Genomic DNA, 23,043 nt, shown 5'->3' on the forward strand with positions numbered 1-23,043 from the left:
TTAGGGGGGATGTCCGTCTTATCGCATGGTGACGAATTCTTCGGCGCCAGTTGGGTGAATGGCAACTGTGGCGTCAAAGTCTGCCTTGGTAGCCCCCATCTTGATCGCAACAGCAAAGCCTTGGAGCATCTCGTCAAGGCCGTAACCGATTCCGTGGAGGCCGACAATTTTTTCGTCAGCTCCAACAGTCACCAGTTTTAGCTTGGTCATTTGGCGATGCTGGGTAACGGCCGAATACATGGAGGCAAAGCTAGAGGTATAACTCTTGACAGCCTCTTGGCCATATTGCGCTACGGCTTGGGGCTCGGTCAGACCGACGGTTCCAATGGCTGGGTGAGAGAAAACAACCGTCGGGATATTGTCGTAATCCATCTTGGCCTGTGCTTGACCGTTAAAGAGGCGTTCTGCCAGAGTGCGCCCAGCCTTGATAGCAACAGGGGTCAACTCCTTCTCACCCGTCACATCGCCAAGGGCGTAGATATGAGGGACAACAGTGTTTTGGAAGGCATCTACTGCGATGAAGCCTCTGTCGTTTAAGGTAACACCAGCAGCTTCAAGATTAAGTTGATCGACATTGGGTTTACGTCCAATCGCCCAGATCACATGTTCTGCAGTGTGGGAGCTACCGTCTTCAAACTGCAGCTTCAACTGGCCGTCAGCTAATTTTTCAAGTGATGTAGGGACCTTGTGGGGATGCAAGCTAAGACCGGTACGGGCCATCTCCTCAACCAGGGCTTCCACAATATAGGGGTCAAAGTTACGAAGAGGGCTCTCCTTGCGCACAAAGAGGTCTGTCTTGACCCCTAGGCTATGAAGAACACCAGCTAACTCGACAGCGATGTAGCCTGCTCCAATAACTGCGACAGATTTTGGCAAACTTTCCCAAGCAAAGAAATCATCAGAAGTTTCGCCCAACTCTGCTCCTGGGATGTCAGGAATAGCAGGGACAGAACCTGTAGCGATGAGGATATGGTCTGCGGAGACTTGCTCGCCATTGACAGTTACCGTTTTATGGTCGATAAAGCTTGCGTAGCCTTCAATGTGGGTAACGCCATTTCGAGCCCAGTTGTTGGCGTAGCCATTACGGGAACGCTCTACATAAGCATCACGATTTTGGCGGAGGGTTGCAAAGTCAAATTGGATTTCTGTTGGGGTGAAACCATAGTCTGGTCCATAGTGCTGAAAGGTTTCAGCGACTTGGGCGCCGTACCACATAATTTTCTTGGGAACGCAACCGAGATTGACACAGGTCCCGCCGACCTGACCACCTTCAATGACAGCAACCTTGGCACCGTGCATGGCAGCGCGGTTGGCAAAGCCTGATCCGCCTGATCCGCCTCCAATGACAATCACATCAAACTGTTTATGCATTGTTTCAAACTCCTTTTAGTCTTTAGAGGTATTGTAGCCTTTTTTAAAGGAAAGGTCAAAAATCTGCTATGACTGGGAGAAATCTAGACCGTGAAGCAAGGGATAGGGCCCTTAGGAAATAACGACTGGAAGTCGGACTTGGAATGCAGCTCTCAGTAATTGATTAGGAATCTTACAGAATTGTAAGGCAAATCTTGCCAAATGAAAGGTTAGACAGTCTAAGTCTGAGGTATAATAAGCTTAAAGTTAATCGCTTTATAAAAAATAGCTTCAAAAATGAGTTAAGTCTTGCTAAATGGTACAAGTTATTGTATTATATAAACAAGACAAAGATACAAAAAGGAGATTCTTATGTTCAGAGGAAAAGGAAAGGCCTTTAAGGGGCTTATGATTGGTCTAGGGGGCCTGGCGGTAGTTGCTTTGGTGGCTATTTTGGGGCTTGGTTTTCTAGGGGGAAATAAGGCAGAACCTGCCGATGAATCGAGTTATACAACAGCTGAAGTCAAGGAGGGGAAGCTGACCTCAGCGACCCTTCTAACCGGGACAGTGAGAGCCAATGAAGAGCAACACGTCTATTATGATGCCAGTAAAGGAGATATTGCCAATATTGCGGTCAATGTTGGTGACCAGGTCCAGGTTGGTCAGGTCCTACTGTCTTATGATGGTAAAGATGCTCAGATGGCCTATGATGCAGCTGTCCGCGCCTTGAATAAGATTGACCGGCAAATTTATGAACTGAACACCTACGGCGTGACGGTGACGGAGACAGGGGATGAAGCGACCGATCAAGAGGCTACAGCCACAGCCCAACGTACAGTTAACTCTCAGATGAGTGATCTCCAAGATGCGCGAGCAGATGCGGTTGATGGGGTCAATAAGGCTCAGGCAGCCCTGAACGAGGCACAAGTCAAGAGCACCGTAGCTGGGACAGTGGTCGAAGTTAACCGTTCAGTTGCTAAGAGTACCACTGGTTCTGCTCAAACGGTTATCCATATCGTCAATAACAGTAGTCTGGTAGTTGCCGGAGAAATGTCTGAGTACAACTTGGCCAATATCAAGCTAGATCAGGAAGTTAGCATGACTTCCAAGGTTTATCCAGATAAGACTTGGACAGGGAAGGTCAGCTATATTTCGGACTACCCGTCCAGTGCTGGTGGAGATAGTTCATCTGCGACAGCAGGTGGATCAGGAGCAAAATACCCATTTAAGGTCCAGCTGACGAGCGACCTAGGCGAATTAAAGCAAGGCTTTACCGTCAGCATCCAGGTCAATAATAATCAAAAAGGCCTAGTCGTGCCTGTCGGAGCAGTCCTGACAGATGATGAGACCACCTATTATGTCTATACCTATGACAAGACCAGTCACAAAATTAAACGCACAGTTGTTGAAATAGGTAGCGCGGATGGCGCTAATCAGCAGATTTTGAGCGGTTTGAAGGCTGGGGATAAGGTCATCGAAAATCCGACCATGGATTTGACAGATGGTCAGGAGGTGACAGTTGATGAGCAAGCCACTAATTGATATCAAAAATATTAACAAAAGCTATCGTAATGGCGATCAGGATCTTCAAGTCTTGAAGGACATCAGTCTGACCATTGAAGAAGGGGAGTTTGTGGCTATTATGGGCCCGTCTGGTTCTGGGAAATCAACCCTGATGAATATCATCGGCCTCCTAGACCAGCCGACCTCTGGTCAGTACCAATTGGAAGGTCAAGAGGTGGAGCACTTGGGAGACAAGGATTTGGCCAAGGTCCGCAACAAGCAAATCGGTTTTGTTTTTCAGCAGTTTTTCTTGCTTTCTAAGCTCAACGCCGTTCAAAATGTGGAATTACCCCTGATTTACGCAGGTGTTTCCCAAGGCAAGCGCAAGCGTTTGGCTGAGCAGTATCTTGATAAGGTGGAACTTTCTGCGCGTAAGCATCATCTGCCATCGGAACTTTCGGGTGGTCAAAAGCAGCGGGTAGCTATTGCCCGTGCGCTCGTCAATGATCCGGCTATCATCCTTGCCGATGAGCCAACAGGAGCCTTGGATACGAAGACTGGAGCGCAAATCATGGATTTAATGACAGAACTTAACCGTGAAGGTCGGACCATTGTCATGGTTACCCATGAGCCGGAAATCGCAGCCTATGCTAGCCGAAGAATTGTTCTGAGGGACGGCGTGATTACAGAAGATGTGAGAGAGGGGGAGTAAAATGGAAAACTGGAAATTTGCCCTAACCTCTATCTGGAGTCACAAAATGCGGTCTTTTCTGACCATGTTGGGGATCATCATTGGTGTTGCTGCGGTAGTTGTCATCATGGCATTGGGAAATGGGATGAAAGAGCAGGTGATCAGTAGCTTTTCTAAAGATCAGCAGGATATCCAACTCTATTATCAACCGGAAGAATCTGAAGAAGATGGCTTTATGTTCCCCGGAGCCTTCTATGGTGAGGATGCCACGCAGATTAAGGAAGAGTGGCTACCCTCTTTGTTGGAAATTGATGGGGTTGAAAATTACTATGTCACTAACGGGGCTAATGATACGGTCAGCTATGGCAATAAAAAGGCAGAATCGGTCAATTTGATAGGTGGAAACCTGACCTACTTTGATGTGAAGGATTACAAGGTTTTGGCAGGACGTTCGTTTAGAGCTGAGGATTACCAGACTTATGCGAGTATCATCATGGTGGATCAGACTTTGGCTGAGAAATTATTTGGAGACATGACTTCCGCTCTGAATCAGATTGTGACGGTGGGGAGTCGTAGTTTCTTGATTATTGGGGTCTTTGAAGACCCAGATGCGGGGACATCCATCTATGGGATGAAGTCTGGGGGGAGTGCCCTGATGACCAATGTCCAGTTGGCAGCAGAGTTCGGGACTCCGGAGGTTGGCAGTGCCTATATTCATATCAAGGATGTGAAACAGGCAACCAACATTGGTAATCTAGCTGCGGCTAAGCTGACTGAAATCTCTGGAGTCGCTGAAAAAGGTGGGAAATTTACCACTTTTGATATGTCAGGTCTAGTGGAAGATATCAACAGTCAGTTCGGGATCATGACAACGATTATCGGTTCTATTGCAGGAATCTCACTCCTAGTCGGAGGAATCGGGGTCATGAACATCATGCTGGTCTCTGTGACCGAGCGGACACGGGAGATCGGCCTGCGAAAGGCACTTGGAGCGACTCGATTTAAAATCTTGAACCAGTTTTTGATCGAGGCCATGGTTCTGACCATGATTGGTGGTGCCATCGGGCTAGGTATCGCCTTTGGTCTGACTAAGATTTTAGAGGGAGTTTTTGCGGCTAATCCAGATATGGCTATGCCGGTCAGAGTTTCCTTGGATGTTGGCCTAGGTGCCATGCTCTTTTCTGCCTTCATCGGGGTTGTTTTTGGGATTTTGCCAGCTAATAAGGCAAGCAAGCTCAACCCAATCGAAGCCTTGCGCTATGAATGATGATTGGCTTGTTGGAGGCAGTTGTTCCCCATTCGGCGAAACGTTTTCTGCCCCAATACGATTGGCGTTAGTGTGGCTCCTTGAGAGCCACAGAGAGTTATAGTCATAAAATAGAGCTACTAGGCCTTTTAGAGGAGTTCTAGTGACTCTATTTTTATTTTCTGAAGACCTACTCCCTAATGTGTTGAGTGTGGTATTTAAAGAATAAAAAAGAAGTTTAGCAAGATTAGAGAAAACGCTTTACAAAGCTACCTAAAAAGATTATAATTGTTATAACAACATGTCACAAAAAACTATCTTTAGGAGAATGACTTATGAAAACGATTATTTTGGCTTGCTCAGCAGGTATGAGTACTAGTTTATTAGTAACAAAAATGCAAGAAGCAGCGGCAAATCAAGATTATCCTGCAACAATTTTTGCGGTCTCGGTTAGTGAACTAATTCTAGAGCTTGAAAAAACAAAAGCTGATGTTGTCTTGCTAGGACCACAGGTTGGTTATATGGAAGAGGAATTCAAAGGAAATCCTAAACTTCAAGGAATTCCGCTAGCTGTTATCAATATGATGGACTATGGCATGATGAATGGAAAAAAAGTCTTACAACAGGCAAAAGACTTGATAGGAGAACTAGAATGACAGATGAATTAGAATTAATCTGCTTTCAAATTATTTCCAGTAGTGGTATGGCTAAAACTTGTTATATAGAAGCCTTAAGAGCAGCTAAAAAAGGTAATGAAGAGTTAACCAGATTAAAGGTAGAGGAGGCGAGTAACTTTTTTGTCCAAGGTCATAAGATTCATGCTGAGTTAATTCAGAAAGAAGCAGCAGGTCAAAGTTTGGATTTTTCCTTGATTTTAATGCATGCGGAAGATCAAATGGCAAGTGTTGAAACTGTTAAGTTGTTATCAGAAGAATTGATTGAACTTTACTTGAAAAAATCAAATGAGGCTGGGCAAAAAGATTTTTAGTTTTTGAAATCACATACTATTAGCCCCTGTTGAAATAACAAAAGCGAAAAAACGAACAAAGAGAGATTATGACGTTTAGAAATCCTTCTTTGTTCGTTTTTAATGTTGGATTTTGGACTTTTTTCCCAGCTTCATTCGAGATTAGTCCAGATAAAATTTTTGTAAGTGAGAGTGTGGCTCAATAATTTCTGAATACTAATGAGAATGAGATTATTATCATGATCGTAGACAAACTTAGTGATAGTTAAAACAAGTCTTTGTTCATCATATCCCGTATCCTTTTCTGCCAAAGGAGCAATCGTATACTGTTCTTCAATAGCTTTAATACTGATATTTTTCTCCCTTAAAATTTGCTCCAAAGAATATTGTTCAATAGTTTGGGGAGAAATATTATAGAAGTGAGAATCTTTGAGAATAAGGTGCTCAGAGGCGATTATTTTTTTGTTGAGATGATGCTGGAATTTGATATGTATAAGTTTACTATCTTTCGTTAATCTCATTTTTTGTTGTAAATCAAGGGAAGCCTTTTCGAGGTTGTAGGAATAAACTGATCGGCTTATGTCAACTTCACGAGTCATATCAAAATGATTTTTGAGATCTAACATTAGGAAAGTATTTGAATTTTCCGTTTTTATATCAGAGACAAAGGAACCTTTTCCTTGAACGCGGTATATGTAACCCCGCTTTTCTAATTCTTTTAGGGCCAATCTGACTGTCATGCGGCTAACCGAATACTCTTCACCGATTTCTTTTTCAGTAGGAAGTTTATCATCGGGCTTTAAATCTTGCTGGATTGTAGAAAGCAAACTTTCAAATAGTTGGAAATATAAGGGCTGTTTATTAGAATTATCTAACACAAGTATACTCCTACATCATATTGGTTATAACATTATTTTGAACGAAAAATGGAAAATAGTCAAGAGAAAGTTAAATATTTTCTAAGAAAATATTGACAACGTTTACAATATGTATTAAAATATATTTGGTGATATGTTGTTATAACAAATAAGGAGATAATAAATGGCGAAACGATTACTGGATTTTAGCGCAAGTGATTTTTTAACAGTTACACCCTTAGAATTAAAACAGGCTATCTTAGCTTCTGAAGGGAGAACTATCATGGCAGAGAATGTGCCAACTCATCCTCCATTCCTGATGGGAGTAACTAACGCAGAGTTAGAGAGAGCTGCTGGTGCAGATTTAATATTGTTCAACGCTTTAGATGTTTTTCATCCGTTTATTAATGGAATTCCTAAAGAAGCAGAAGAAAATCCAGTCACTTGGATTAAAAAAGCTGTGGGAAGAAGTATTGGCATTAACTTAGAGCCGGTTGATCCAAATGCTTCAATGCATGAGACGCGTTCAGAAATATCCATTGGTCGACTCGTCTCTCCCAAAACACTTAAACGAGCTAATGATTTGGGTTTCGATTTCATTTGCTTGACGGGGAATCCAGGAACAGGTGTCTCTAATGATTCTATTTTTCGATCCATCTCTTTGGCTAAACAATATTTTAAGGGGCTTGTTATTGCAGGTAAAATGCATGGGGCCGGTGTAGATGAGCCTGTGATGACAATTGATATTGCAAAACGTTTCGTAGAAACAGGAATTGATGTCTTATTGGTACCTGCACCATATACTGTACCCCATTTTATGGAACAAGATCTAAGGGAAATTGTAGACTATATAAAATCTTACAATGTTGGAAAATCTATCCAAGAAAAAGTTTTAGTTTTGGCAGCGAATGGTACAAGTCAAGATTCTTCTGATACAGATACTATTCGTCAGATAGCTTTAGCTTCTAAAGCTTGTGGTGCAGATATTCAACATATTGGAGATTCGTTTAATGGTATGGCTCTACCAGAAAATATTTTTTGTCTCGGTCAAGCGATTAGAGGGCGTCGTCATCAGTTGACTATGTTGGGACGATCAAACCTAAGGTAAGTCAAATTATTTATTAACCCAATAAAGTTGGGTAGAGGAGGAAATAATGAATTTCAATACAGCTAAAGTTCAGAAATTTGCTGGTAAAATAAGTAATCAGCGGCATCTGATTGCGCTACGGGATGGTATGGCTACAGCAATGCCTTTAATCATTATCGGATCTGTTTTTATGCTAATTGCTAATTTTCCGGTAGAGTCATTTTCAAAGTGGTTGGCGTCAGTTGGCGTCTCGTTATGGCTTAATAAAGCAACAGATGCGACCTTCGGTATTGTTGGTTTAGTAGTTACTTTTGCAGTCGCCTATCATCTGGCTAAACACTATGATGTGGATCGTATGTCAGCAGGAATGATTTCACTAGCTTCTTTGGTGCTATTGACACCAATACTAACATCAGAAAGTGGGAATGGCTTTCCGACGAAATACCTTGGAACACCCGGGCTGTTTGTCGGTATTGTTGTGGCGATTGTTTCAACAGAAGTTTTTAAATTTTTTGTTAAACGAAATATCGTCATTAAAATGCCTGATACCGTACCACCAAATGTTGCTAAAGCTTTTTCAGCCATTATTCCTGGTGGAGCAATTATTGCTATATGGCTGATTGTTTTGATGATTTTAAAAGCTATGGGAGTGGATAATGTTCATGCCCTAATTGCAGATACAATTGCACAACCCTTAAGTCTATTAACTAAAACCTTGCCGGGAATTCTTCTTGTAATTCTTATACAATGTTTCTTCTGGATGTTTGGCATTCATGGGGCTCAGGTGACGGGTCCGATTTTAGAGCCACTTCTTTTGATGAACTCAGATGCTAACCGTGTAGCTTTTCAAGCTGGAGAAGAATTACCCAATATCATCACCTATGAATTCTTGTACAACTTTGTATTTTCAGGAGGTGCTGGTTGCGTTATGGCACTAGCTATTCTTGTCTTTTTAAGGTCTAAGAGTCAAGAAAATAAGACCTTGGGAAAATTATCTATAGCACCAGTCAGCTTTCAAGTTGCTGAGCCTATTCTATTTGGTTTTCCGACTATCTTAAACTTTCGCATGGTAATTCCATTTGTCATGGCTCCTGTAGTAAGTACCTTGATTACCTACTATGCCATGTACTTTGGATGGGTAGCAAAACCAATTGGTGCAGTAGTTCCTTGGACAACTCCGCCAGTTATTGCAGGTTATCTAGCTTCAGGTAATAAAATCAGTGGCGCAGTTATTCAAATCATCACTATTTTGGTTAGCATGCTAATTTATTATCCATTCTTTAAGATGGATGATGATGAAAAATTACGTAGAGAGCAAGCTTCAAAGTAAGGTTAAAAATGAGTGTAAATTAAGTTTGAAAAAAGAAAGTCCATCTCTACTGTTTAGTGTTCAACTGAATTGTGAGGTGGGCTTTTATCACAGAGCGAAAAGTGTTTCAAAGGAGAAAACTTATGAAGAAACATGTACGATATTTTATAATAGTGCTATTAATTTTCGTTAATGTACCGTGTGTGAAAGCTTATCGCAATCAAATAATAGGAATTGATCAAAGCACATTACCAAAGGAAAATACAGCAGGCTTAATAAATAATCGTTTAAGCTTGCAGGTTAATGACGGTTATCAAGCTGATGAACTACTAGCGTCAAATTTAGCTAGTATTGAGGTAAGCAAGTTGCATTTGTCGACACTAAATCATTATATAGGTGGTTTAGCTAGTGTTTCAAAAATAAGACTCTATATTACAGACGGCAAAATATCTTCGGAACCCAAGGTGAGTATTTCAGTTGATTCTCGTCAAGATGTTACCTATTATGCAGTTGATTGCCAGATTAACGAGGATGAGCACGGGGCCTATTATGAAATTTCCATTTCAGGTAATTATTTATCGCATGCTTACCAAGTAGAATTTTTGGAGAAAATAAATTTAAAATCTATTGAGGTATTTGGAAAAGTTTTTAATGAAAATATTTTCCAAGATGCTATCATAAAGCAAGATGGTAAATTGATAGATGCTTATTCTATGCTGGATCAGACTATTAAAACAGATATAACTTTACCTACCCATACTGAATTGGAGATAATTGCCCCTAAAGGAAGAGGGTATTTAATTAGTCAACTTATTTTTGCTTCAAACTTTTCCAGTGACCAAGGTGCTAGATCTATACAACTGTCTTATAGAGACTTAAATACGCGAGAATGGGTCAACTTAGAAAGTGCAGATGCAATCTACACTGAGGAGCAGGATCAACGTAGGCAATTATGGACAGTGGAACTCCCGGATATTTATACGAATCATATTAAAGTAAATATAGTCTTCAATGATAAATGGGGCAAAGGGATTTTGACAGAGCTCAATGCTATAGGAGTTCAGCGAATTGACGCGATTTCTTTAGCTGACATAATTGATCATGTTGATAAAGTTTCTCCCAGCACTACCGTCTTAAGTTTAAACTGGTTGAGAGATTATGGACTTTCTCTTGAGGATTATTCTGTTAAGTTGAAAACCACTTCAGATGCTAGTGTTATTTCTTTAGATCAACATGTTTATCATTCCACAGTAGATCAAACAGTCTCGGTGGTATATGAAATTAGTGATGCTTCTGGGACACAAGTTGAATCTCCTATGATTCAGGTCCAGGTTCCAAGAGAAGATACAAGTAAAACATATGTAGACTTAGTAAGTGATAGAACAAGCTTTATAAAAAATCCTGCCACAGGTTGGGTGGCCTATGTAGAAGGTTTTGAATCATCTGTTTATAATTTGTATGGGAAAACGGTCCATAATCCTAACGCTAGAAATAAAGGCTTAAGTTTGCAAATTGATACGGCTGTAGAAGCTAAAGAATATTGGCGACAAATTGATGAATTGACTCAAGAAGGAATGCCGATCAGTATTCTTTATATTAGACAACCGTGGTCTTGGTTTGAACCACTAGAAGGGCAGTATGCTTGGAAAGATTCTGATAGCGCTTTATATGGCCTTGTTGAAGGAGCTAGACAAAGAGGAATACAATTAGCGTTTCGTGTTTTGACCAATTCTGCTAGTGGAGGCAGACAAGCGACTCCTCAGTTTGTTTTTGATGCAGGGGCACGGAGTAAATATGTAGATGCGGGAGCATATATCGGAAAAACGAATGAACCGTATTTGGATGACAGTATCTTTGTAGAAAAATTTGATAGCTTTATAAAAGCATTTGCAGACGAATATGATAACGAAGGCACAGCGTTTATTGATGCTCATGGTCACGGAGAGTGGGGAGAGATGAACAATGGTATGTATATATCATTTCTTTCTAATATGAATCGGACAGTAGCTGTATTGCAGAATATTTATGAGAAGCACTTTGGTAATGTCCTCTTGGGAGGGCAACTAATGAGTTTAAAAGGGCAGGATACCATTCAAGAGTCTTTCAACCCTAATGGGGCAAATTTTGTGATGCGTCGAGATGCTTTTGGATCCTCCGTTTATTTAGATCCTCATAGGAAGGTTATTCAATATCTTAGAGGGGAAGGAATACCTCTTTTTGCTGAAAACTGTTATCATCATTTTCAATCTAGAGATTTTCGATGGTCTGTTGCAATAGACTTGCCTGAAGGTGGAGGCAGGAATGAATACAGTGGAGATGATCCGTTCTATACAATGAGAGCTATGATGAAGAAAGTGGTTGATGATGCTATCGATCTGAGAGCTAATACGTTGGATTTAAGGACTCTGGAAGATTGCAAGTTATTTACATATTATGGAAAAAGCTTATTGGATTATTTTAATAGAGAAGGGGGATATAGAATTTCGTTACAAGATTTATCATTTACACCATATGAAGAGAATCAGCCCGTAATTATAGAGAGCACTTGGACTAACTATGGAGAAGGGATTGTTCCAAATAAGAATAAAAGATGGGGGAATAAGATTAAAATTACCTTTGCACTGATTGACGAAAATGATGAAGTAATATATAAAGATATTGTGGGAACCGATGAAATAAACATCGGAGATTTTGAGAAGGGACACATGTACAAAAATATTCATTTATTGGATATAGATTCAGCTGTTAAAAAGGGCCAATACCGTCTGGCAGTTGCTCTCACTAATGAAAAAATGGACTATTTACCTTATATTAAGTTAGCTAACAGGGATAAAGAGACCCCAAACGGTTGGTTGGTTCTAGGAGATATTAACATTCCGTAATAAGTGTGTTATGAAAAATTGCATGTTATTGATTCTCTAAATCAAAACTATATAGGCATTTTGGTTTAAAGTCGGATGTCTAACAGGAGATTGAAGTCCTCCAGCCACCAGTTTTTTTAGAGTACCTGCTTCCTCAGTTGTAGCTTGATTGGAGGGATGACCTAACTAAAAACTAGGTAAGGCTAATGCCTCAAAATCGTAGAGTTTTGTAGAAAATGCCTATCCATAACAGTGTGGATAGGCATTTGGGGGCTGAGATTCTTTTCTAAGTTGGTGCAAAAGTATTGATAATCGTGAGGCCATTATTTAAGCTATGCAACAGTTGGTTTTTGAGGTATTTCCCTCAAAAACCAGTCTAGACACAGGGATTTTTCGGTTACTTGCTCTTGTTGCAATGGCGTGTTGCTCTAGTTCTGGCTATATTTTAAACGGTTGAGAGCGCGAAAAAATCAAGGAAGGTTAAAAATAGAGATTTCTGTGTTAAAAGACTCGATAAACGTAAGGGTTGTCAGGTTCGCTTACAGGTGTTATGGTGTCTAGGGCTACAGATGGCAAGGACTGGTTCAGCCCTTGGTGGTAGGTGACCTGAATGATCCCCGTGACGGTCACCCAAGTGTTGTCAGGATAGGGCGTCGGACTGCCTGTGACCAAGAGCCCAAAGACCCCTGAGTCGGCAATGCAGTGGATGATACCAAAACGAAAGACAAAGAGATTATTTGCCTTATCCGGATCCTGGTAGACAAAGCCTGTAAAACTGATGGTTTTTCCGACAAACTGATCTGGATAGTCGTAGATAACCTCCATCACCTCCATATAGTTTTCCGTGTTGACCTGGATATGGTCCAGATGACCATACTTGGCCAGACTCTTTTTCATTTCTTTGGTGTAGGCAGATTTGGTGAAAAAGGAGGAGGTGTCTGGGCGCAAGTACTGGGTGCTGGTGCCTTCTTGTTCTTGAGTGCCCGGATCGTTTTCGGCCGCCAGTGGAAAGCTGTAGCCCTTGGCAGAGACCGTTGTGGCATCCAAGGTGACGGTTGGGAAAAATAGTCCGACAATTAAGGGAACGAGGAGAAAGCCGAAACTGCTGATTTTAGCAGATTTGCTGGTTAAATGGCTGTGCGTTTTGAGCTGTTTGACCCAGATGATGAGTTGGACAACTGCTAGAATGAAAGACAGCACCATAGACAGGTAAGCCAGATAAGAATAGTGCAGATTGATGTACTGGTTTAATTTTCCAGACAAATGGAGGTACATGGTCAACTCAAAGTACCCCATTAAAATGAGAAAGCGAAGCATCAGAAACCTCCAAGAACAAGTGTATAGGCGATGACGACTAGGCTGGAAATGGCCAGAAACTGGATAATAGCCTTGGTCTTGAAATAATTTTTCATCATCAGCAGGTTTTTAATATCGATGATGGGGCCGATAACGAGGAAGGCCATGACAGGAGCCATGCCAAAGCTGGATAGGAGAGAGGCACCGATAAAGGCATCCGCTTCGCTACACAGTGAAAGCAAGAAGGCCAGGATCATCATCAGTAAGATAGCTGTCAAGGGATTGGTGGTCAAACTGAGCAGAATCCTGGTCGGAACATAGACCTGGACGAGACTGGCAAAGAGACAACCAAAGACCAGGTAACGCCCAGTATCAAAGAATTCATCGATGGCCTGGACCAGGACTTGAAAGAGCTTGGCTCTAGGGCTGAGGTGGGAGAAGTCGTGGTCATGAACAAGCTTGCGATCGGGCTTTAGGATAGGCTCTTCTTGGACAAAAGCCAGAAGCAGGCCGAGAACTAGGGCTACCAAAATAGCTCCTAAGGCTCGAAAGGCTAGAAAGCGCCAGCTATTTCCAAAAGCGGTGTAAGTGGCGAGTAAAACGATGGGGTTGATCACTGGGGCTGTCGCTAGGAAGGGGATAGCGGTGTAGCTGGGAACCTTTTTCTCCAAAAAGCGATTGACGATGGAAACGATGCCGCACTCGCAAGACGGAAAGAAAAAGCCGATAAAGGTCCCAAAGATAATCCGTAAAACCTTATGCTGGGGCAGGTGCTGGTGCACCTTGTCAGGGGTAACATAGACCTCTATAGCCCCTGAAATCAAGCTCCCAATCAGGACAAAGGGCAAGGCCTCAATAATGATGGATAAAAAAATGGCGCCTGCTTGGAGCAGGCTGGTCGGTAACTGGGAAAACATGGCTAAACGTCCTCAGTATCGGAAGGAGACAGTTCAGACGCTTCAGGGTCGGGGAAGGTGATAGCTTCCAGTTCATCGAACTTGGCAAATTTTTCAAAGAGTTTATCCCATTCGTCTTGTTTATGGTAGGTTACTGGCATGGTGGTGTCTCCTTTTTCTATGATCTGTTGAGGCTGGGCAAAAAGTTTAGCGGCTGTTAAAGGAATGCTTTGCCCCTTGTCTTACGATGCGGCCTAGGAAGCTCATCTTGCTGGGTTTGGCGAGGTCATCAGGTATTTAGCAATCTTACCATAGCGCTTGGCCTAGCAAATTCAGTTGGCAGATCTTGCTTAAAGCCTTGCCTAGTCCTTTTTAGTCTTCTATATTATACTACAAATGGCCAGAGAAAAACAGTCTCAGCCGTGGCTTGCTTGAGACAAAGAGAGAGGCGGTTTGTTTCTTCTTTTTAGCTGGTAAAAGGTGGCTTACTCGTGCTATAATAGGTTTTATGGATAAGAAATATTTTCAAATGGCTGAGACTTTGGGGCTCAGTCTCAAACAGATTGACACAGTGCTCAGCTTGACTGCAGAAGGCAATACCATCCCCTTCATCGCGCGTTACCGCAAGGAGGCAACGGGAGATTTGGACGAAGTGGCCATTAAGGCCGTGATTGACCTCGACAAGAGCTTGACAGCCCTCGCTGATCGTAAGGCTAGTGTTCTGGCCAAGATTGAATCGCTCGGTAAGCTGACAGAAGGTTTGAAGGAAGCGATCGAAGGGGCGGAAAAATTAGCGGATGTTGAGGAACTCTACCTGCCATATAAGGAGAAGCGTCGCACTAAGGCAACCGTTGCGCGTGAAGCAGGTTTATTGGCTTTGACACGGTTAATCTTGCAAAATGTTTCAGATTTGCAAGAGCAGGCAGTAAACTTTGTCTCAGAGAGCTTTTCTAGTGCAGATAAGGCTTTGGCTGGAGCGGTTGATATTTTGGCGGAGAGCTTGTCTGAGGATGCGAAGTTGCGGGCATGGACTTATAATGAAATCTGGACTTACTCTAGCCTGGTTTCCAGCCTAAAGGATGAGAGTCTGGACGATAAGCAGGTGTTTCAGCTTTATTATGCCTTTTCAGAGCCTGTGCAGAAGTTACAAGGCTATAAGATTTTGGCCATCAACCGTGGTGAAAATTTGGGAATCCTAAAGGTTAGCTTTGAGCACCATTTTGAGAAGATGCAACGATTTTACCAAGCGCGGTTTAAGGTGTTAAATCCTTATATTGAAGCAGCCATTACGGATGCTATTAAGAAAAAGATTGTTCCGGCCATGGAACGTCGCGTACGGGCAGAGTTGACCGAGAGTGCAGAAGATGGTGCGATTCGCCTCTTTTCAACGAATCTGAGAAACCTTCTCCTGGTGCCACCGCTTAAGGGCAAGACCGTTTTAGGGTTTGACCCAGCCTTCCGGACGGGGGCTAAGTTGGCCGTTGTGGATGCCACAGGCAAACTCCTGACAACCCATGTCATTCATCCGGTCAAACCAGCTTCCGCTCGTCAAATCGAAGAAGCCAAGCAAGAACTGTCTCAATTGATTGACCAGTATGGTGTGGAAATTATCGCTATTGGCAATGGAACAGCGAGTCGTGAAAGCGAAGCTTTTGTGGCAGAGCTTTTGCCAGCCCACGATGGTGTGAGTTATGTGATTGTCAATGAAAGTGGGGCTTCTGTTTACTCGGCTTCTGAACTTGCGCGACATGAATTCCCAGATCTGACTGTTGAAAAGCGCTCTGCCATTTCCATCGCCCGTCGTCTGCAAGACCCTCTGGCGGAACTGGTCAAAATCGATCCGAAATCCATCGGTGTCGGCCAGTACCAGCATGATGTCAGCCAGAAAAAGCTTAGTGAAGAGCTGGACTTTGTAGTGGACACGGTGGTTAACCAGGTCGGGGTCAATGTCAATACGGCCAGTCCTGCACTTTTGGCGCACGTTGCTGGCCTCAACAAGACCATTTCTGAGAATATTGTCAAATACCGTGAGGAAAATGGCGAACTCAAGAGCCGTGCCGAACTCAAGAAGGTGCCCCGTCTAGGCGATAAGGCCTTTGAGCAGGCGGCAGGTTTCTTGCGCCTGCCAAATAGCGATAACTTCCTTGATAATACTGGGGTTCACCCAGAGTCTTATCAGGCGGTCGGGGAATTGCTGGCGCTGCTAGAAATTACCAGCCTTGATGAGAAGGCTCAGGAAAAACTTAGAAAACTTGACATTGAAAGCACCGCAGAACAAATTGGTCTTGGTCAGGCGACCCTCAAAGATATCGTGGCAGACCTTCTAAAGCCAGGCCGAGACCTTCGAGATGAATTTGCGGCACCGATTCTCCGCCAGGATGTCCTTGACATGAAAGACCTGCAAATAGGACAGGAGCTGGAAGGTGTGGTTCGCAATATCGTGGACTTCGGGGCCTTTGTTGATATCGGCGTTCATGAAGACGGCCTCATCCACGTGTCTCGGATGCAGGAGCGTAAGCGCGATAAGAAGACAGGACGTCTGCCCCAGCTTCCCCACCCTAGTCAAATCTTGTCTGTCGGGGACATTGTGACCGTCTGGGTGACAGAAGTGGACATTAAGCGCAGCCGGATTGGCCTAAGCCTTGTAAAACCAAAAGTTCAAGAATAGGGAGAGACCATGAAACCATTTTCGACCAAGGACCTGAAATGGACAAGGGAGCCTGCCGTCTATGAGATTGCAGAGGATCGCATTACAATCACGACCCAACCCCATACGGATTTGTGGCAGAAGACTTACTATCAGTTTGTTAACGACAATGCTCCTGTTTTACAGATGGAGACCGAGGAACTTTATTTTTCCTTCACCGTTAAGACGGAGTTTTCAGATAGTCATACCCGCTTTGACCAGTGCGGCGTCGTAGTTTACCTAGATTCGGAAAATTGGCTCAAGGGTTCCATCGAGTATGAAAACGAGACCTATCAGCATCTGGGAAGTGTCGTGACCAATCATGGCTATTCAGATTGGGCGACAACCGCTCTTCCAGCTACTGTTAAGACCATGTGGTATCGTTTGAGCAGGCGGGGGTCAGATTATTGCCTTGAAAATTCTGAGGATGGGATCCATTTCCAGCAGATGCGGATCTGCCACTTGCATGAGGGAACAGAAAAGATTCGGTTTGGGCTCTATGCCTGCTCGCCAGAAGACTCCTCTTTTACAGCAGTGTTTACCGAGATGGCGCTGGGAGAGTGCCAATGGTTAGCCCATGATGGCCAAGCGCCAGACGAGGCCTAGGGTCATGGATTTATTGGCTTATGTTTGCGAGGTATCGCTGGAGGATTTTGGGAAACCATTTGTGCATGAGGCTTTTTGGAATAATCGCTTGCGCAGCACAGGAGGACGCTTTTTTCCAAAAGATGGGCATCTGGATTTTAACCCTAAAATTTTGGATGAGCAAGGCTTAGACGTCTTTCGGAAAATTGTCCGCCACGAACTCTGCCACTACCATCTTTACCATGCTGGAAAGGGCTACAAGCATGGGGACAAGGATTTCAAGGAACTGCTTCAGCGGGTTGACGGCCTGAGGTTCGTCCCTCACCTATCCCAGCAGACTCTGTATAAAACTTACCGCTGTGAAAGTTGTGGACAGCTTTATAGCCGTAAACGCCAGATAGACACTACAAAATACCGCTGTGGCCGTTGCCGAGGGAAACTCTGTTTTTTGGGAGAAGAACTCGCCTGAGCAGATCCAAACCAGCTCTTGTTTCTGAGCAAGTCTAAGGAGATTCTTAGGGGCTGGGTCAAAGTCTTACTTCTCTGGTTGAGGACAATTCTGCTGGTAAATTTCTAAGATTATGGTATAATATACCCTGCTGTGATTTTTAGAAATCAGAACTGAAAGTGAACAAGATGTAATGAAGAAAATTAAAATTAAGGGTAACCGTCCTTTAAAAGGAGAAATTACGATTTCGGGAGCTAAAAACTCGGTGGTTGCCTTGATACCGGCGGCTGTTTTGGCGGATGATTTAGTCATTTTAGATGGGGTGCCACAGATTTCAGATGTGGATAGCCTGATTGATATCCTCAATGTGATGGGGGTCACCGTTGAGCAGGATGGTGAGACCTTGATTATTGATCCTCGTGGCCTCAAAAGCATGCCAATGCCTTATGGTAAAATCAATAGTTTGCGTGCCTCTTACTATTTCTACGGAAGTCTTTTGGGACGTTTTGGGATCGCAACAGTCGGTCTACCAGGCGGCTGTGATTTAGGACCTCGGCCGATTGACCTGCACCTCAAGGCTTTTGAAGCCATGGGAGCGACCATTAGCTATGAGGGCGAGAACATGACCCTCGAGGCTAGAGATGGTCAGCTGCACGGTGCTACTATTTTTATGGATACAGTCTCCGTCGGTGCTACCATCAATACGATCTTGGCAGCGGTTAAAGCCAAGGGCCGGACGGTCATTGAGAATGCAGCCCGTGAACCTGAAATCATTGATGTGGCGACCCTTCTCAACAATATGGGAGCTCGTATTCGTGGGGCAGGAACGGATGTCATTACCATCGAAGGGGTGGAGCGCCTGTCAGGTACCCGCCACCAGGTTATTCCAGACAGGATTGAGGCAGGGACCTACATTGCTTTAGCTGCAGCTGTTGGCCAAGGGGTCAAGATCAACAATGTTCTTTATGAGCACCTGGAGTCCTTCATTGCCAAGCTAGAAGAGATGGGAGTCCGCATGACTGTTTCAGAAGATAGTGTCTTTGTGGAACCACAAGGAGACCTAAAGGCGGTCAGTGTCAAGACAGCTCCTTACCCAGGCTTTGCGACAGACTTGCAGCAACCCTTGACGGCCCTCTTGTTGAAGGCTACCGGCCAGGGGATCATCCATGATACCATCTATGAGAAGCGGGTGGGCCATGTTCCAGAATTAGCCCGTATGGGTGCTGAGATCAGTGTGAAGGGCGATCGAATTGCCTACCGTGGCGCCAGTCCGCTGGAAGGAGCTGAAGTGAAAGCGACCGATCTTCGGGCAGGGGCTACCTTGGTGATTGCAGGCTTGATGGCCCAAGGAGAGACAACCATCACCAATGTTGAATTTATTTTACGTGGCTATTCAAACATTATCGATAAGTTGCAGGCCTTAGGTGCAGATATTGAGCTGGTCGAAGAAGCCTAGTCCTATCCCCTCAGTTTTTGATTTAGCTGAGGGGTTTTGTCACAGACTCTGAGCCAGCCCTTAGCGAAAAAAGTGATGAAAAAAGAATTGCGTCTTGTGATAGGTTTTGTAAGTGGCCTTGCACAGGTTAGGTTAGAAATGGGGGAGATGCTATGTGGAACGCTTTAGCCAAGTGGGCATGGGTTGAGACGGAACGCTTGATTCTGCGTCCTTTCCGTTATACAGACGCCCAAGACCTCTATGCGATTTTATCCGATCCTGACAATACGCGCTTTATTCATCCCAGTCTAGATAGCCTTGAGCTATGTCAGACCCTTTTGGTGGAAGCCTTCATGCGTCAACCTCTGGGGATTTGGGCCCTGGAGGACAAGGCTAGCGGCCGCATGATTGGCTCGATTCGTTTAGAGAATATTCAAGCTAGGACAGGCCAAGCAGAGATTGGCTACTTTTTACACAGAGATTTTTGGCGAAGGGGACTGGGAAAGGAAGCTCTGGAACAGCTGGTTTTCCTGAGTTTTAGCCAATTTCCCTTAAGAAGATTGATCATCAAAACCCATGAGGAAAATAGGGCGAGTCAGGCCTTGGCTGAGAGTGTTGGCTTTGAGTTTGACCGTCAGTACAAGGGGAGTGACCGTTATTCTCACCGTATGAGCCCCTTTAAAGACTACCGTTACGACCGAAAAAATTACCAGTTAAAGGAGACAATATGATTACCATAAAATCAGCTAGAGAAATCGAATTAATGGACAAGGCAGGAGATGTTTTGGCCAGTATCCATGTCGGCCTAAGAGACTTGATCAAGCCAGGCATCGACATGTGGGACATTGAATTGTATGTAAGAAAACGCTGCAAGGAAGAAAATGTGTTGCCCTTGCAAATCGGTGTGGATGGCCATCTGATGGACTATCCTTATGCAACTTGCTGCTCCATCAATGATGAAGTTGCCCATGCCTTTCCTCGTCACCGTCGATTGGTTGAGGGAGACATGATCAGTGTAGACATGGTTCTGGGGTTAGCAGATAAGGCAGATGTAGATGTATCCAAGTTAGATTTTGACAATGTGCCTGCCATGAAGCAAGTGACTCAAAGCTTCGCCGGTGGTGTGGCGGATTCCTGTTGGACCTATGCAGTTGGGGAAGTCTCTGAAGAGGTTAAAGCCCTCATGCAAATCACCAAGGAATGCCTCTATAAGGGAATTGAGCAAGCCGTTGTTGGGAATCGGATCGGAGATATCGGTGCTGCCATTCAGGCTCATGCAGAAGGTCATGGTTATGGTGTCGTTCGTGATTTAGTTGGGCACGGGGTCGGACCAACCATGCACGAAGAGCCGATGGTGCCTCACTATGGCCGTGCAGGGCGAGGACTTCGCTTGCGTGAGGGAATGGTCCTCACGATTGAGCCCATGATCAATACAGGAACCTGGGAGATTGACACAGATCCTAAAACAGGCTGGGCCCATAAGACCATAGATGGCGGGCTGTCTTGCCAGTACGAACACCAATTTGTCATCACCAAGGATGGTCCAGTGATCTTGACTAGCCAAGGAGAAGAAGGAACCTACTAGGAGGTCGAATGTGAAAGCCCTTATCCAAAAAATCCAAAATCACCCCTTTGTTCAGAACTTTCTTCGCTTCTTCCAAGGGGCTGAGATGGATTTGAGCAGTATTGCAGTCGCTTATTACTTACTCGTAGCGATCTTTCCTGTTTTTTTCCTCCTCAGTTCGCTCTTGCCTTACTTACCCATCCAGGTGGAGGATGTCTTGGACTTCCTCAAAAATGCCTTGCCTGGAGAAATTTACGATTATCTCGGCGCTATGGTTAAAAATATTTTGACCAATCCTTCCTCTGGCTGGTTGGGACTATCGATTGCTACGACGCTTTGGACCTTCTCCCAGTCCATGATTATCCTCCAAAAAGCCTTTAACAAGGCTTATGGCATGGAAGATCACCGCGATATGATTGTGGGTCGCTTGGTCGGGATTGTGGTCGGTGTCATCTTGCAGGTCGGCTTGTTTTTGCTGGTGTCTGTCGGTTTCTTTGGCGAGACCATCATTTCCTTTGTGAACCGTTTTGTCGATCTGGATATGAAGGCCTTGAAAGCTATCCTTTCATGGACCCAGCCGTGGATCTTTTTGGGCTTTATTTTAATCATTATGATGCTTTATGCCTTCTTACCCAATGTCCGCATCAAAAAAGTCCGCTATGTTCTGCCAGGTACGGTCTTTGTGGTGGGGGTCTTAGCAGGAACCACCAACCTGGTTTCTCTTTATTTGGACCAGTACATGGATAAGTTTGAAAGCTTCCAGCTGGTTTCTTATGTCTTATTGTTAGTGGTGATGGTCTGGTTTATCCTGATTGCGCAGTTGCTGATTGTTGGTGCAGTCCTGAACGCCAGTTTCCAAGCCCTGGATGAACCTAGTTTTACAGCCCGCCGTGGGACTTTAGCAGGGCTTATCGAAAAGCTGAAAATTTTCAAACGTAAAAAGGAAAAAGGTGTCAAAGGAACGCAAGGGCTATTGGTCATGGATGTTGATAGCACGCTCATTCAGGAAGAAGCCATTGATATTCTGGGCGAATTAGCCGGTGTCGGACCTCAGGTCGCAGCGATCACAGAGAGAGCCATGCAGGGAGAACTAGACTTCGAAGAAGCGTTGAAGGCGCGTGTTGCTCTATTGAAAGGCTTGCCAGAGACCGTTTTTGACCTGGTTTTGACCAAGCTTCACTTCAATGAAGGAGCTGAGAAGTTGGTCGAAGAACTGCATGCCAGAGGCTACAAGGTTGGTCTGGTCTCGGGCGGTTTCCATGAAAATGTAGACCCCTTAGCCAAGAAGTTGGGAATTGACTATGTCAAGGCCAATAAGCTGGAAGTCAAGGATGGTCAGCTAACAGGCCAGGTCGAAGGCGACATCGTAACCAAGACGACCAAATTGGCCATGCTGATGGCCTGGGCCAAGGAAAATAACCTTGAACTATCGCAAACGATCGCTATGGGGGACGGTGCCAATGACCTTCCCATGATTGAAAATGCAGGTATCGGCATTGCCTATAATGCTAAGCCCATGGTGAAGGCCATAGCGCCTTATCAGATTGATACACCAGACCTTTATCAGGTCATTGAGATTTTGGATAAAGTGGCTCAGAACCCTCACGAAAAGGACACTTAAAAGCTTTGATTAGAACTATAAAGATAGAAGCAATTGTGCAGATGGCGCAATTGCTTCTATCTTTTTTGTCAGGAAAACCAGAGATATTTTTGACGAATTTCTCCAAAACAAGTAGAATAAGGGAGTGGGAAAGAACTCCAATAAACGAAAAAGAGTTCGTCTTCGCTATCTTATTTCAAGGCTCAGACCTGAAACTGTCCACTGGACAGTTTCACTCCCACCCCCGCACAGTTGATTAGGCCAGTTTTGGAGCTTATAAAGCGAACAAAACTACCAATCAACCACTGCGTCAAGCTATTTTTTAGAGCATGGTTTCAATAGAGCTGACTTTTTGCCCAGCCTCATTCCACTTCAAAAAGTACTTATTATAGTTTAGGAAAACAATTTTCTTTTCTCATACTTTTCTGAGCTTTCTTATTTCTAGGCTCAGACCTCAAACGGTCTATCCCCAGACCGTTTGAGTAAGTAGCACGGACGCAAGCAACCACCTTCGATGTTTCATTGCTAAATTTTGAGCCAAAGTCTCAAAATCTCCGTCGTAACCTAAGCTAAAGGATCTTAAGTCCACTTCACTTTTTTATTTCTAGGCTCAGTGCTTCAACTGTCCACTGGACAGTTGAACTGCTACGGCGTCAGTATCG

At 44.0% G+C, this 23,043-nt stretch carries 20 protein-coding genes and 1 pseudogene; 16 read left to right on the forward strand and 5 right to left on the reverse strand.

Translation table 11 applies throughout. The features are described from left to right. Positions 1 to 18: 18 nt before the first annotated feature. Positions 19 to 1,371: a glutathione-disulfide reductase gene (gene gorA, locus ABID29_RS07420; RefSeq protein ID WP_354365523.1), complete on the reverse strand. Its 1,353-nt coding sequence runs from the start codon at positions 1,369 to 1,371 to the stop codon at positions 19 to 21. A 351-nt stretch (positions 1,372 to 1,722) separates the two neighbouring features. Between gorA and ABID29_RS07425 the strand changes: the two genes are divergently transcribed. The 5 genes from ABID29_RS07425 to ABID29_RS07445 all read left to right on the forward strand — a co-directional run bounded on the left by ABID29_RS07425 (position 1,723) and on the right by ABID29_RS07445 (position 5,778). Beyond that, complete coding sequence (locus tag ABID29_RS07425; protein ID WP_354365524.1) at positions 1,723 to 2,892, forward strand: efflux RND transporter periplasmic adaptor subunit; 1,170 nt, start codon at positions 1,723 to 1,725, stop codon at positions 2,890 to 2,892. Beyond that, complete coding sequence (locus tag ABID29_RS07430; RefSeq protein WP_354365525.1) at positions 2,873 to 3,565, forward strand: ABC transporter ATP-binding protein; 693 nt, start codon at positions 2,873 to 2,875, stop codon at positions 3,563 to 3,565. Before ABID29_RS07425 ends, ABID29_RS07430 begins: the two co-directional genes overlap by 20 nt. A gap of 1 nt (position 3,566) precedes the next feature. Beyond that, on the forward strand, positions 3,567 to 4,811 hold the full coding sequence (locus ABID29_RS07435; protein WP_354365526.1) for an ABC transporter permease: 1,245 nt from the start codon (positions 3,567 to 3,569) through the stop codon (positions 4,809 to 4,811). 314 nt (positions 4,812 to 5,125) lie between these two features. Continuing rightward, on the forward strand, positions 5,126 to 5,446 hold the full coding sequence (locus ABID29_RS07440) for a PTS sugar transporter subunit IIB (protein ID WP_354365527.1): 321 nt from the start codon (positions 5,126 to 5,128) through the stop codon (positions 5,444 to 5,446). Further along, the gene (locus ABID29_RS07445; protein WP_354365528.1) at positions 5,443 to 5,778 is read left to right on the forward strand and encodes a PTS lactose/cellobiose transporter subunit IIA; all 336 of its coding nucleotides are present in this window, start codon (positions 5,443 to 5,445) and stop codon (positions 5,776 to 5,778) included. The genes ABID29_RS07440 and ABID29_RS07445 overlap by 4 nt, the downstream gene beginning before the upstream one ends. Positions 5,779 to 5,909: 131 nt before the next feature. Here the strand turns inward: ABID29_RS07445 and ABID29_RS07450 are convergent, their stop codons facing one another. Next, complete coding sequence (locus tag ABID29_RS07450; protein ID WP_354365529.1) at positions 5,910 to 6,635, reverse strand: GntR family transcriptional regulator; 726 nt, start codon at positions 6,633 to 6,635, stop codon at positions 5,910 to 5,912. A gap of 163 nt (positions 6,636 to 6,798) precedes the next feature. On the opposite strand from ABID29_RS07450, the gene ABID29_RS07455 reads away from it, so the two are divergent. The 3 genes from ABID29_RS07455 to ABID29_RS07465 all read left to right on the forward strand — a co-directional run bounded on the left by ABID29_RS07455 (position 6,799) and on the right by ABID29_RS07465 (position 11,892). After that, positions 6,799 to 7,722, forward strand: a complete 924-nt coding sequence (locus tag ABID29_RS07455) for a DUF7916 family protein (RefSeq protein WP_354365530.1) — start codon at positions 6,799 to 6,801, stop codon at positions 7,720 to 7,722. Positions 7,723 to 7,768: 46 nt separating this feature from the next. Beyond that, entirely contained in the window at positions 7,769 to 9,031 is a 1,263-nt protein-coding gene (locus ABID29_RS07460) for a PTS sugar transporter subunit IIC (RefSeq protein WP_354365531.1), read from the forward strand. 122 nt (positions 9,032 to 9,153) lie between these two features. Continuing rightward, positions 9,154 to 11,892 (forward strand): hypothetical protein, encoded by a 2,739-nt coding sequence (locus ABID29_RS07465; RefSeq protein ID WP_354365532.1) that lies wholly within the window; start codon positions 9,154 to 9,156, stop codon positions 11,890 to 11,892. A 480-nt stretch (positions 11,893 to 12,372) separates the two neighbouring features. Here the strand turns inward: ABID29_RS07465 and ABID29_RS07470 are convergent, their stop codons facing one another. The 3 genes from ABID29_RS07470 to ABID29_RS07480 are packed head-to-tail and all read right to left on the reverse strand — an operon-like array spanning position 12,373 to position 14,224. Then, the gene (locus tag ABID29_RS07470) at positions 12,373 to 13,188 is read right to left on the reverse strand and encodes a TIGR03943 family putative permease subunit (RefSeq protein WP_354365533.1); all 816 of its coding nucleotides are present in this window, start codon (positions 13,186 to 13,188) and stop codon (positions 12,373 to 12,375) included. Further along, positions 13,188 to 14,084: a permease gene (locus ABID29_RS07475; protein WP_354365534.1), complete on the reverse strand. Its 897-nt coding sequence runs from the start codon at positions 14,082 to 14,084 to the stop codon at positions 13,188 to 13,190. Before ABID29_RS07475 ends, ABID29_RS07470 begins: the two co-directional genes overlap by 1 nt. A gap of 2 nt (positions 14,085 to 14,086) precedes the next feature. Beyond that, positions 14,087 to 14,224 carry an SPJ_0845 family protein gene (locus ABID29_RS07480; protein WP_354365535.1) on the reverse strand — a complete coding sequence of 46 codons (138 nt, stop codon included), beginning with the start codon at positions 14,222 to 14,224 and terminating at the stop codon, positions 14,087 to 14,089. Positions 14,225 to 14,571: 347 nt separating this feature from the next. On the opposite strand from ABID29_RS07480, the gene ABID29_RS07485 reads away from it, so the two are divergent. The 8 genes and pseudogenes from ABID29_RS07485 to serB all read left to right on the forward strand — a co-directional run bounded on the left by ABID29_RS07485 (position 14,572) and on the right by serB (position 22,402). After that, on the forward strand, positions 14,572 to 16,731 hold the full coding sequence (locus tag ABID29_RS07485) for a Tex family protein (RefSeq protein WP_354365536.1): 2,160 nt from the start codon (positions 14,572 to 14,574) through the stop codon (positions 16,729 to 16,731). A 9-nt stretch (positions 16,732 to 16,740) separates the two neighbouring features. Continuing rightward, positions 16,741 to 17,355: a DUF1349 domain-containing protein gene (locus tag ABID29_RS07490; RefSeq protein WP_354365537.1), complete on the forward strand. Its 615-nt coding sequence runs from the start codon at positions 16,741 to 16,743 to the stop codon at positions 17,353 to 17,355. Between the two features lie 4 nt (positions 17,356 to 17,359). Then, positions 17,360 to 17,803, forward strand: a complete 444-nt coding sequence (locus ABID29_RS07495) for a SprT family protein (protein WP_354365538.1) — start codon at positions 17,360 to 17,362, stop codon at positions 17,801 to 17,803. 172 nt (positions 17,804 to 17,975) lie between these two features. Beyond that, positions 17,976 to 19,238, forward strand: coding sequence for a UDP-N-acetylglucosamine 1-carboxyvinyltransferase (locus ABID29_RS07500; RefSeq protein ID WP_354365539.1), 1,263 nt, complete (start codon positions 17,976 to 17,978; stop codon positions 19,236 to 19,238). 152 nt (positions 19,239 to 19,390) lie between these two features. Then, positions 19,391 to 19,948 carry a GNAT family N-acetyltransferase gene (locus ABID29_RS07505; protein WP_354365540.1) on the forward strand — a complete coding sequence of 186 codons (558 nt, stop codon included), beginning with the start codon at positions 19,391 to 19,393 and terminating at the stop codon, positions 19,946 to 19,948. Then, positions 19,945 to 20,802 carry a methionyl aminopeptidase gene (locus tag ABID29_RS07510; protein WP_354365541.1) on the forward strand — a complete coding sequence of 286 codons (858 nt, stop codon included), beginning with the start codon at positions 19,945 to 19,947 and terminating at the stop codon, positions 20,800 to 20,802. The genes ABID29_RS07505 and ABID29_RS07510 overlap by 4 nt, the downstream gene beginning before the upstream one ends. Positions 20,803 to 20,887: 85 nt before the next feature. Further along, positions 20,888 to 21,628, forward strand: a pseudogene (locus tag ABID29_RS07515) (YihY/virulence factor BrkB family protein); the annotation flags it as partial. A 78-nt stretch (positions 21,629 to 21,706) separates the two neighbouring features. Then, on the forward strand, positions 21,707 to 22,402 hold the full coding sequence (gene serB, locus ABID29_RS07520; protein WP_354365557.1) for a phosphoserine phosphatase SerB: 696 nt from the start codon (positions 21,707 to 21,709) through the stop codon (positions 22,400 to 22,402). Positions 22,403 to 23,043 lie beyond the last annotated feature (641 nt).

The organism is Streptococcus rupicaprae, assembly GCF_040545225.1.
GTDB lineage: Bacteria > Bacillota > Bacilli > Lactobacillales > Streptococcaceae > Streptococcus > Streptococcus rupicaprae.

Excerpts from the sequence above, each read along its gene's own strand:
- gorA (WP_354365523.1), bottom strand. The coding sequence starts at position 1,371 with ATGCATAAACAGTTTGATGTGATTGTCATTGGAGGCGGATCAGGCGGA.
- ABID29_RS07425 (WP_354365524.1), top strand. The coding sequence starts at position 1,723 with ATGTTCAGAGGAAAAGGAAAGGCCTTTAAGGGGCTTATGATTGGTCTA.
- ABID29_RS07430 (WP_354365525.1), top strand. The coding sequence starts at position 2,873 with ATGAGCAAGCCACTAATTGATATCAAAAATATTAACAAAAGCTATCGT.
- ABID29_RS07435 (WP_354365526.1), top strand. The coding sequence starts at position 3,567 with ATGGAAAACTGGAAATTTGCCCTAACCTCTATCTGGAGTCACAAAATG.
- ABID29_RS07440 (WP_354365527.1), top strand. The coding sequence starts at position 5,126 with ATGAAAACGATTATTTTGGCTTGCTCAGCAGGTATGAGTACTAGTTTA.
- ABID29_RS07445 (WP_354365528.1), top strand. The coding sequence starts at position 5,443 with ATGACAGATGAATTAGAATTAATCTGCTTTCAAATTATTTCCAGTAGT.
- ABID29_RS07455 (WP_354365530.1), top strand. The coding sequence starts at position 6,799 with ATGGCGAAACGATTACTGGATTTTAGCGCAAGTGATTTTTTAACAGTT.
- ABID29_RS07460 (WP_354365531.1), top strand. The coding sequence starts at position 7,769 with ATGAATTTCAATACAGCTAAAGTTCAGAAATTTGCTGGTAAAATAAGT.
- ABID29_RS07465 (WP_354365532.1), top strand. The coding sequence starts at position 9,154 with ATGAAGAAACATGTACGATATTTTATAATAGTGCTATTAATTTTCGTT.
- ABID29_RS07470 (WP_354365533.1), bottom strand. The coding sequence starts at position 13,188 with ATGCTTCGCTTTCTCATTTTAATGGGGTACTTTGAGTTGACCATGTAC.
- ABID29_RS07475 (WP_354365534.1), bottom strand. The coding sequence starts at position 14,084 with ATGTTTTCCCAGTTACCGACCAGCCTGCTCCAAGCAGGCGCCATTTTT.
- ABID29_RS07480 (WP_354365535.1), bottom strand. The coding sequence starts at position 14,224 with ATGCCAGTAACCTACCATAAACAAGACGAATGGGATAAACTCTTTGAA.
- ABID29_RS07485 (WP_354365536.1), top strand. The coding sequence starts at position 14,572 with ATGGATAAGAAATATTTTCAAATGGCTGAGACTTTGGGGCTCAGTCTC.
- ABID29_RS07490 (WP_354365537.1), top strand. The coding sequence starts at position 16,741 with ATGAAACCATTTTCGACCAAGGACCTGAAATGGACAAGGGAGCCTGCC.
- ABID29_RS07495 (WP_354365538.1), top strand. The coding sequence starts at position 17,360 with ATGGATTTATTGGCTTATGTTTGCGAGGTATCGCTGGAGGATTTTGGG.
- ABID29_RS07500 (WP_354365539.1), top strand. The coding sequence starts at position 17,976 with ATGAAGAAAATTAAAATTAAGGGTAACCGTCCTTTAAAAGGAGAAATT.
- ABID29_RS07505 (WP_354365540.1), top strand. The coding sequence starts at position 19,391 with ATGTGGAACGCTTTAGCCAAGTGGGCATGGGTTGAGACGGAACGCTTG.
- ABID29_RS07510 (WP_354365541.1), top strand. The coding sequence starts at position 19,945 with ATGATTACCATAAAATCAGCTAGAGAAATCGAATTAATGGACAAGGCA.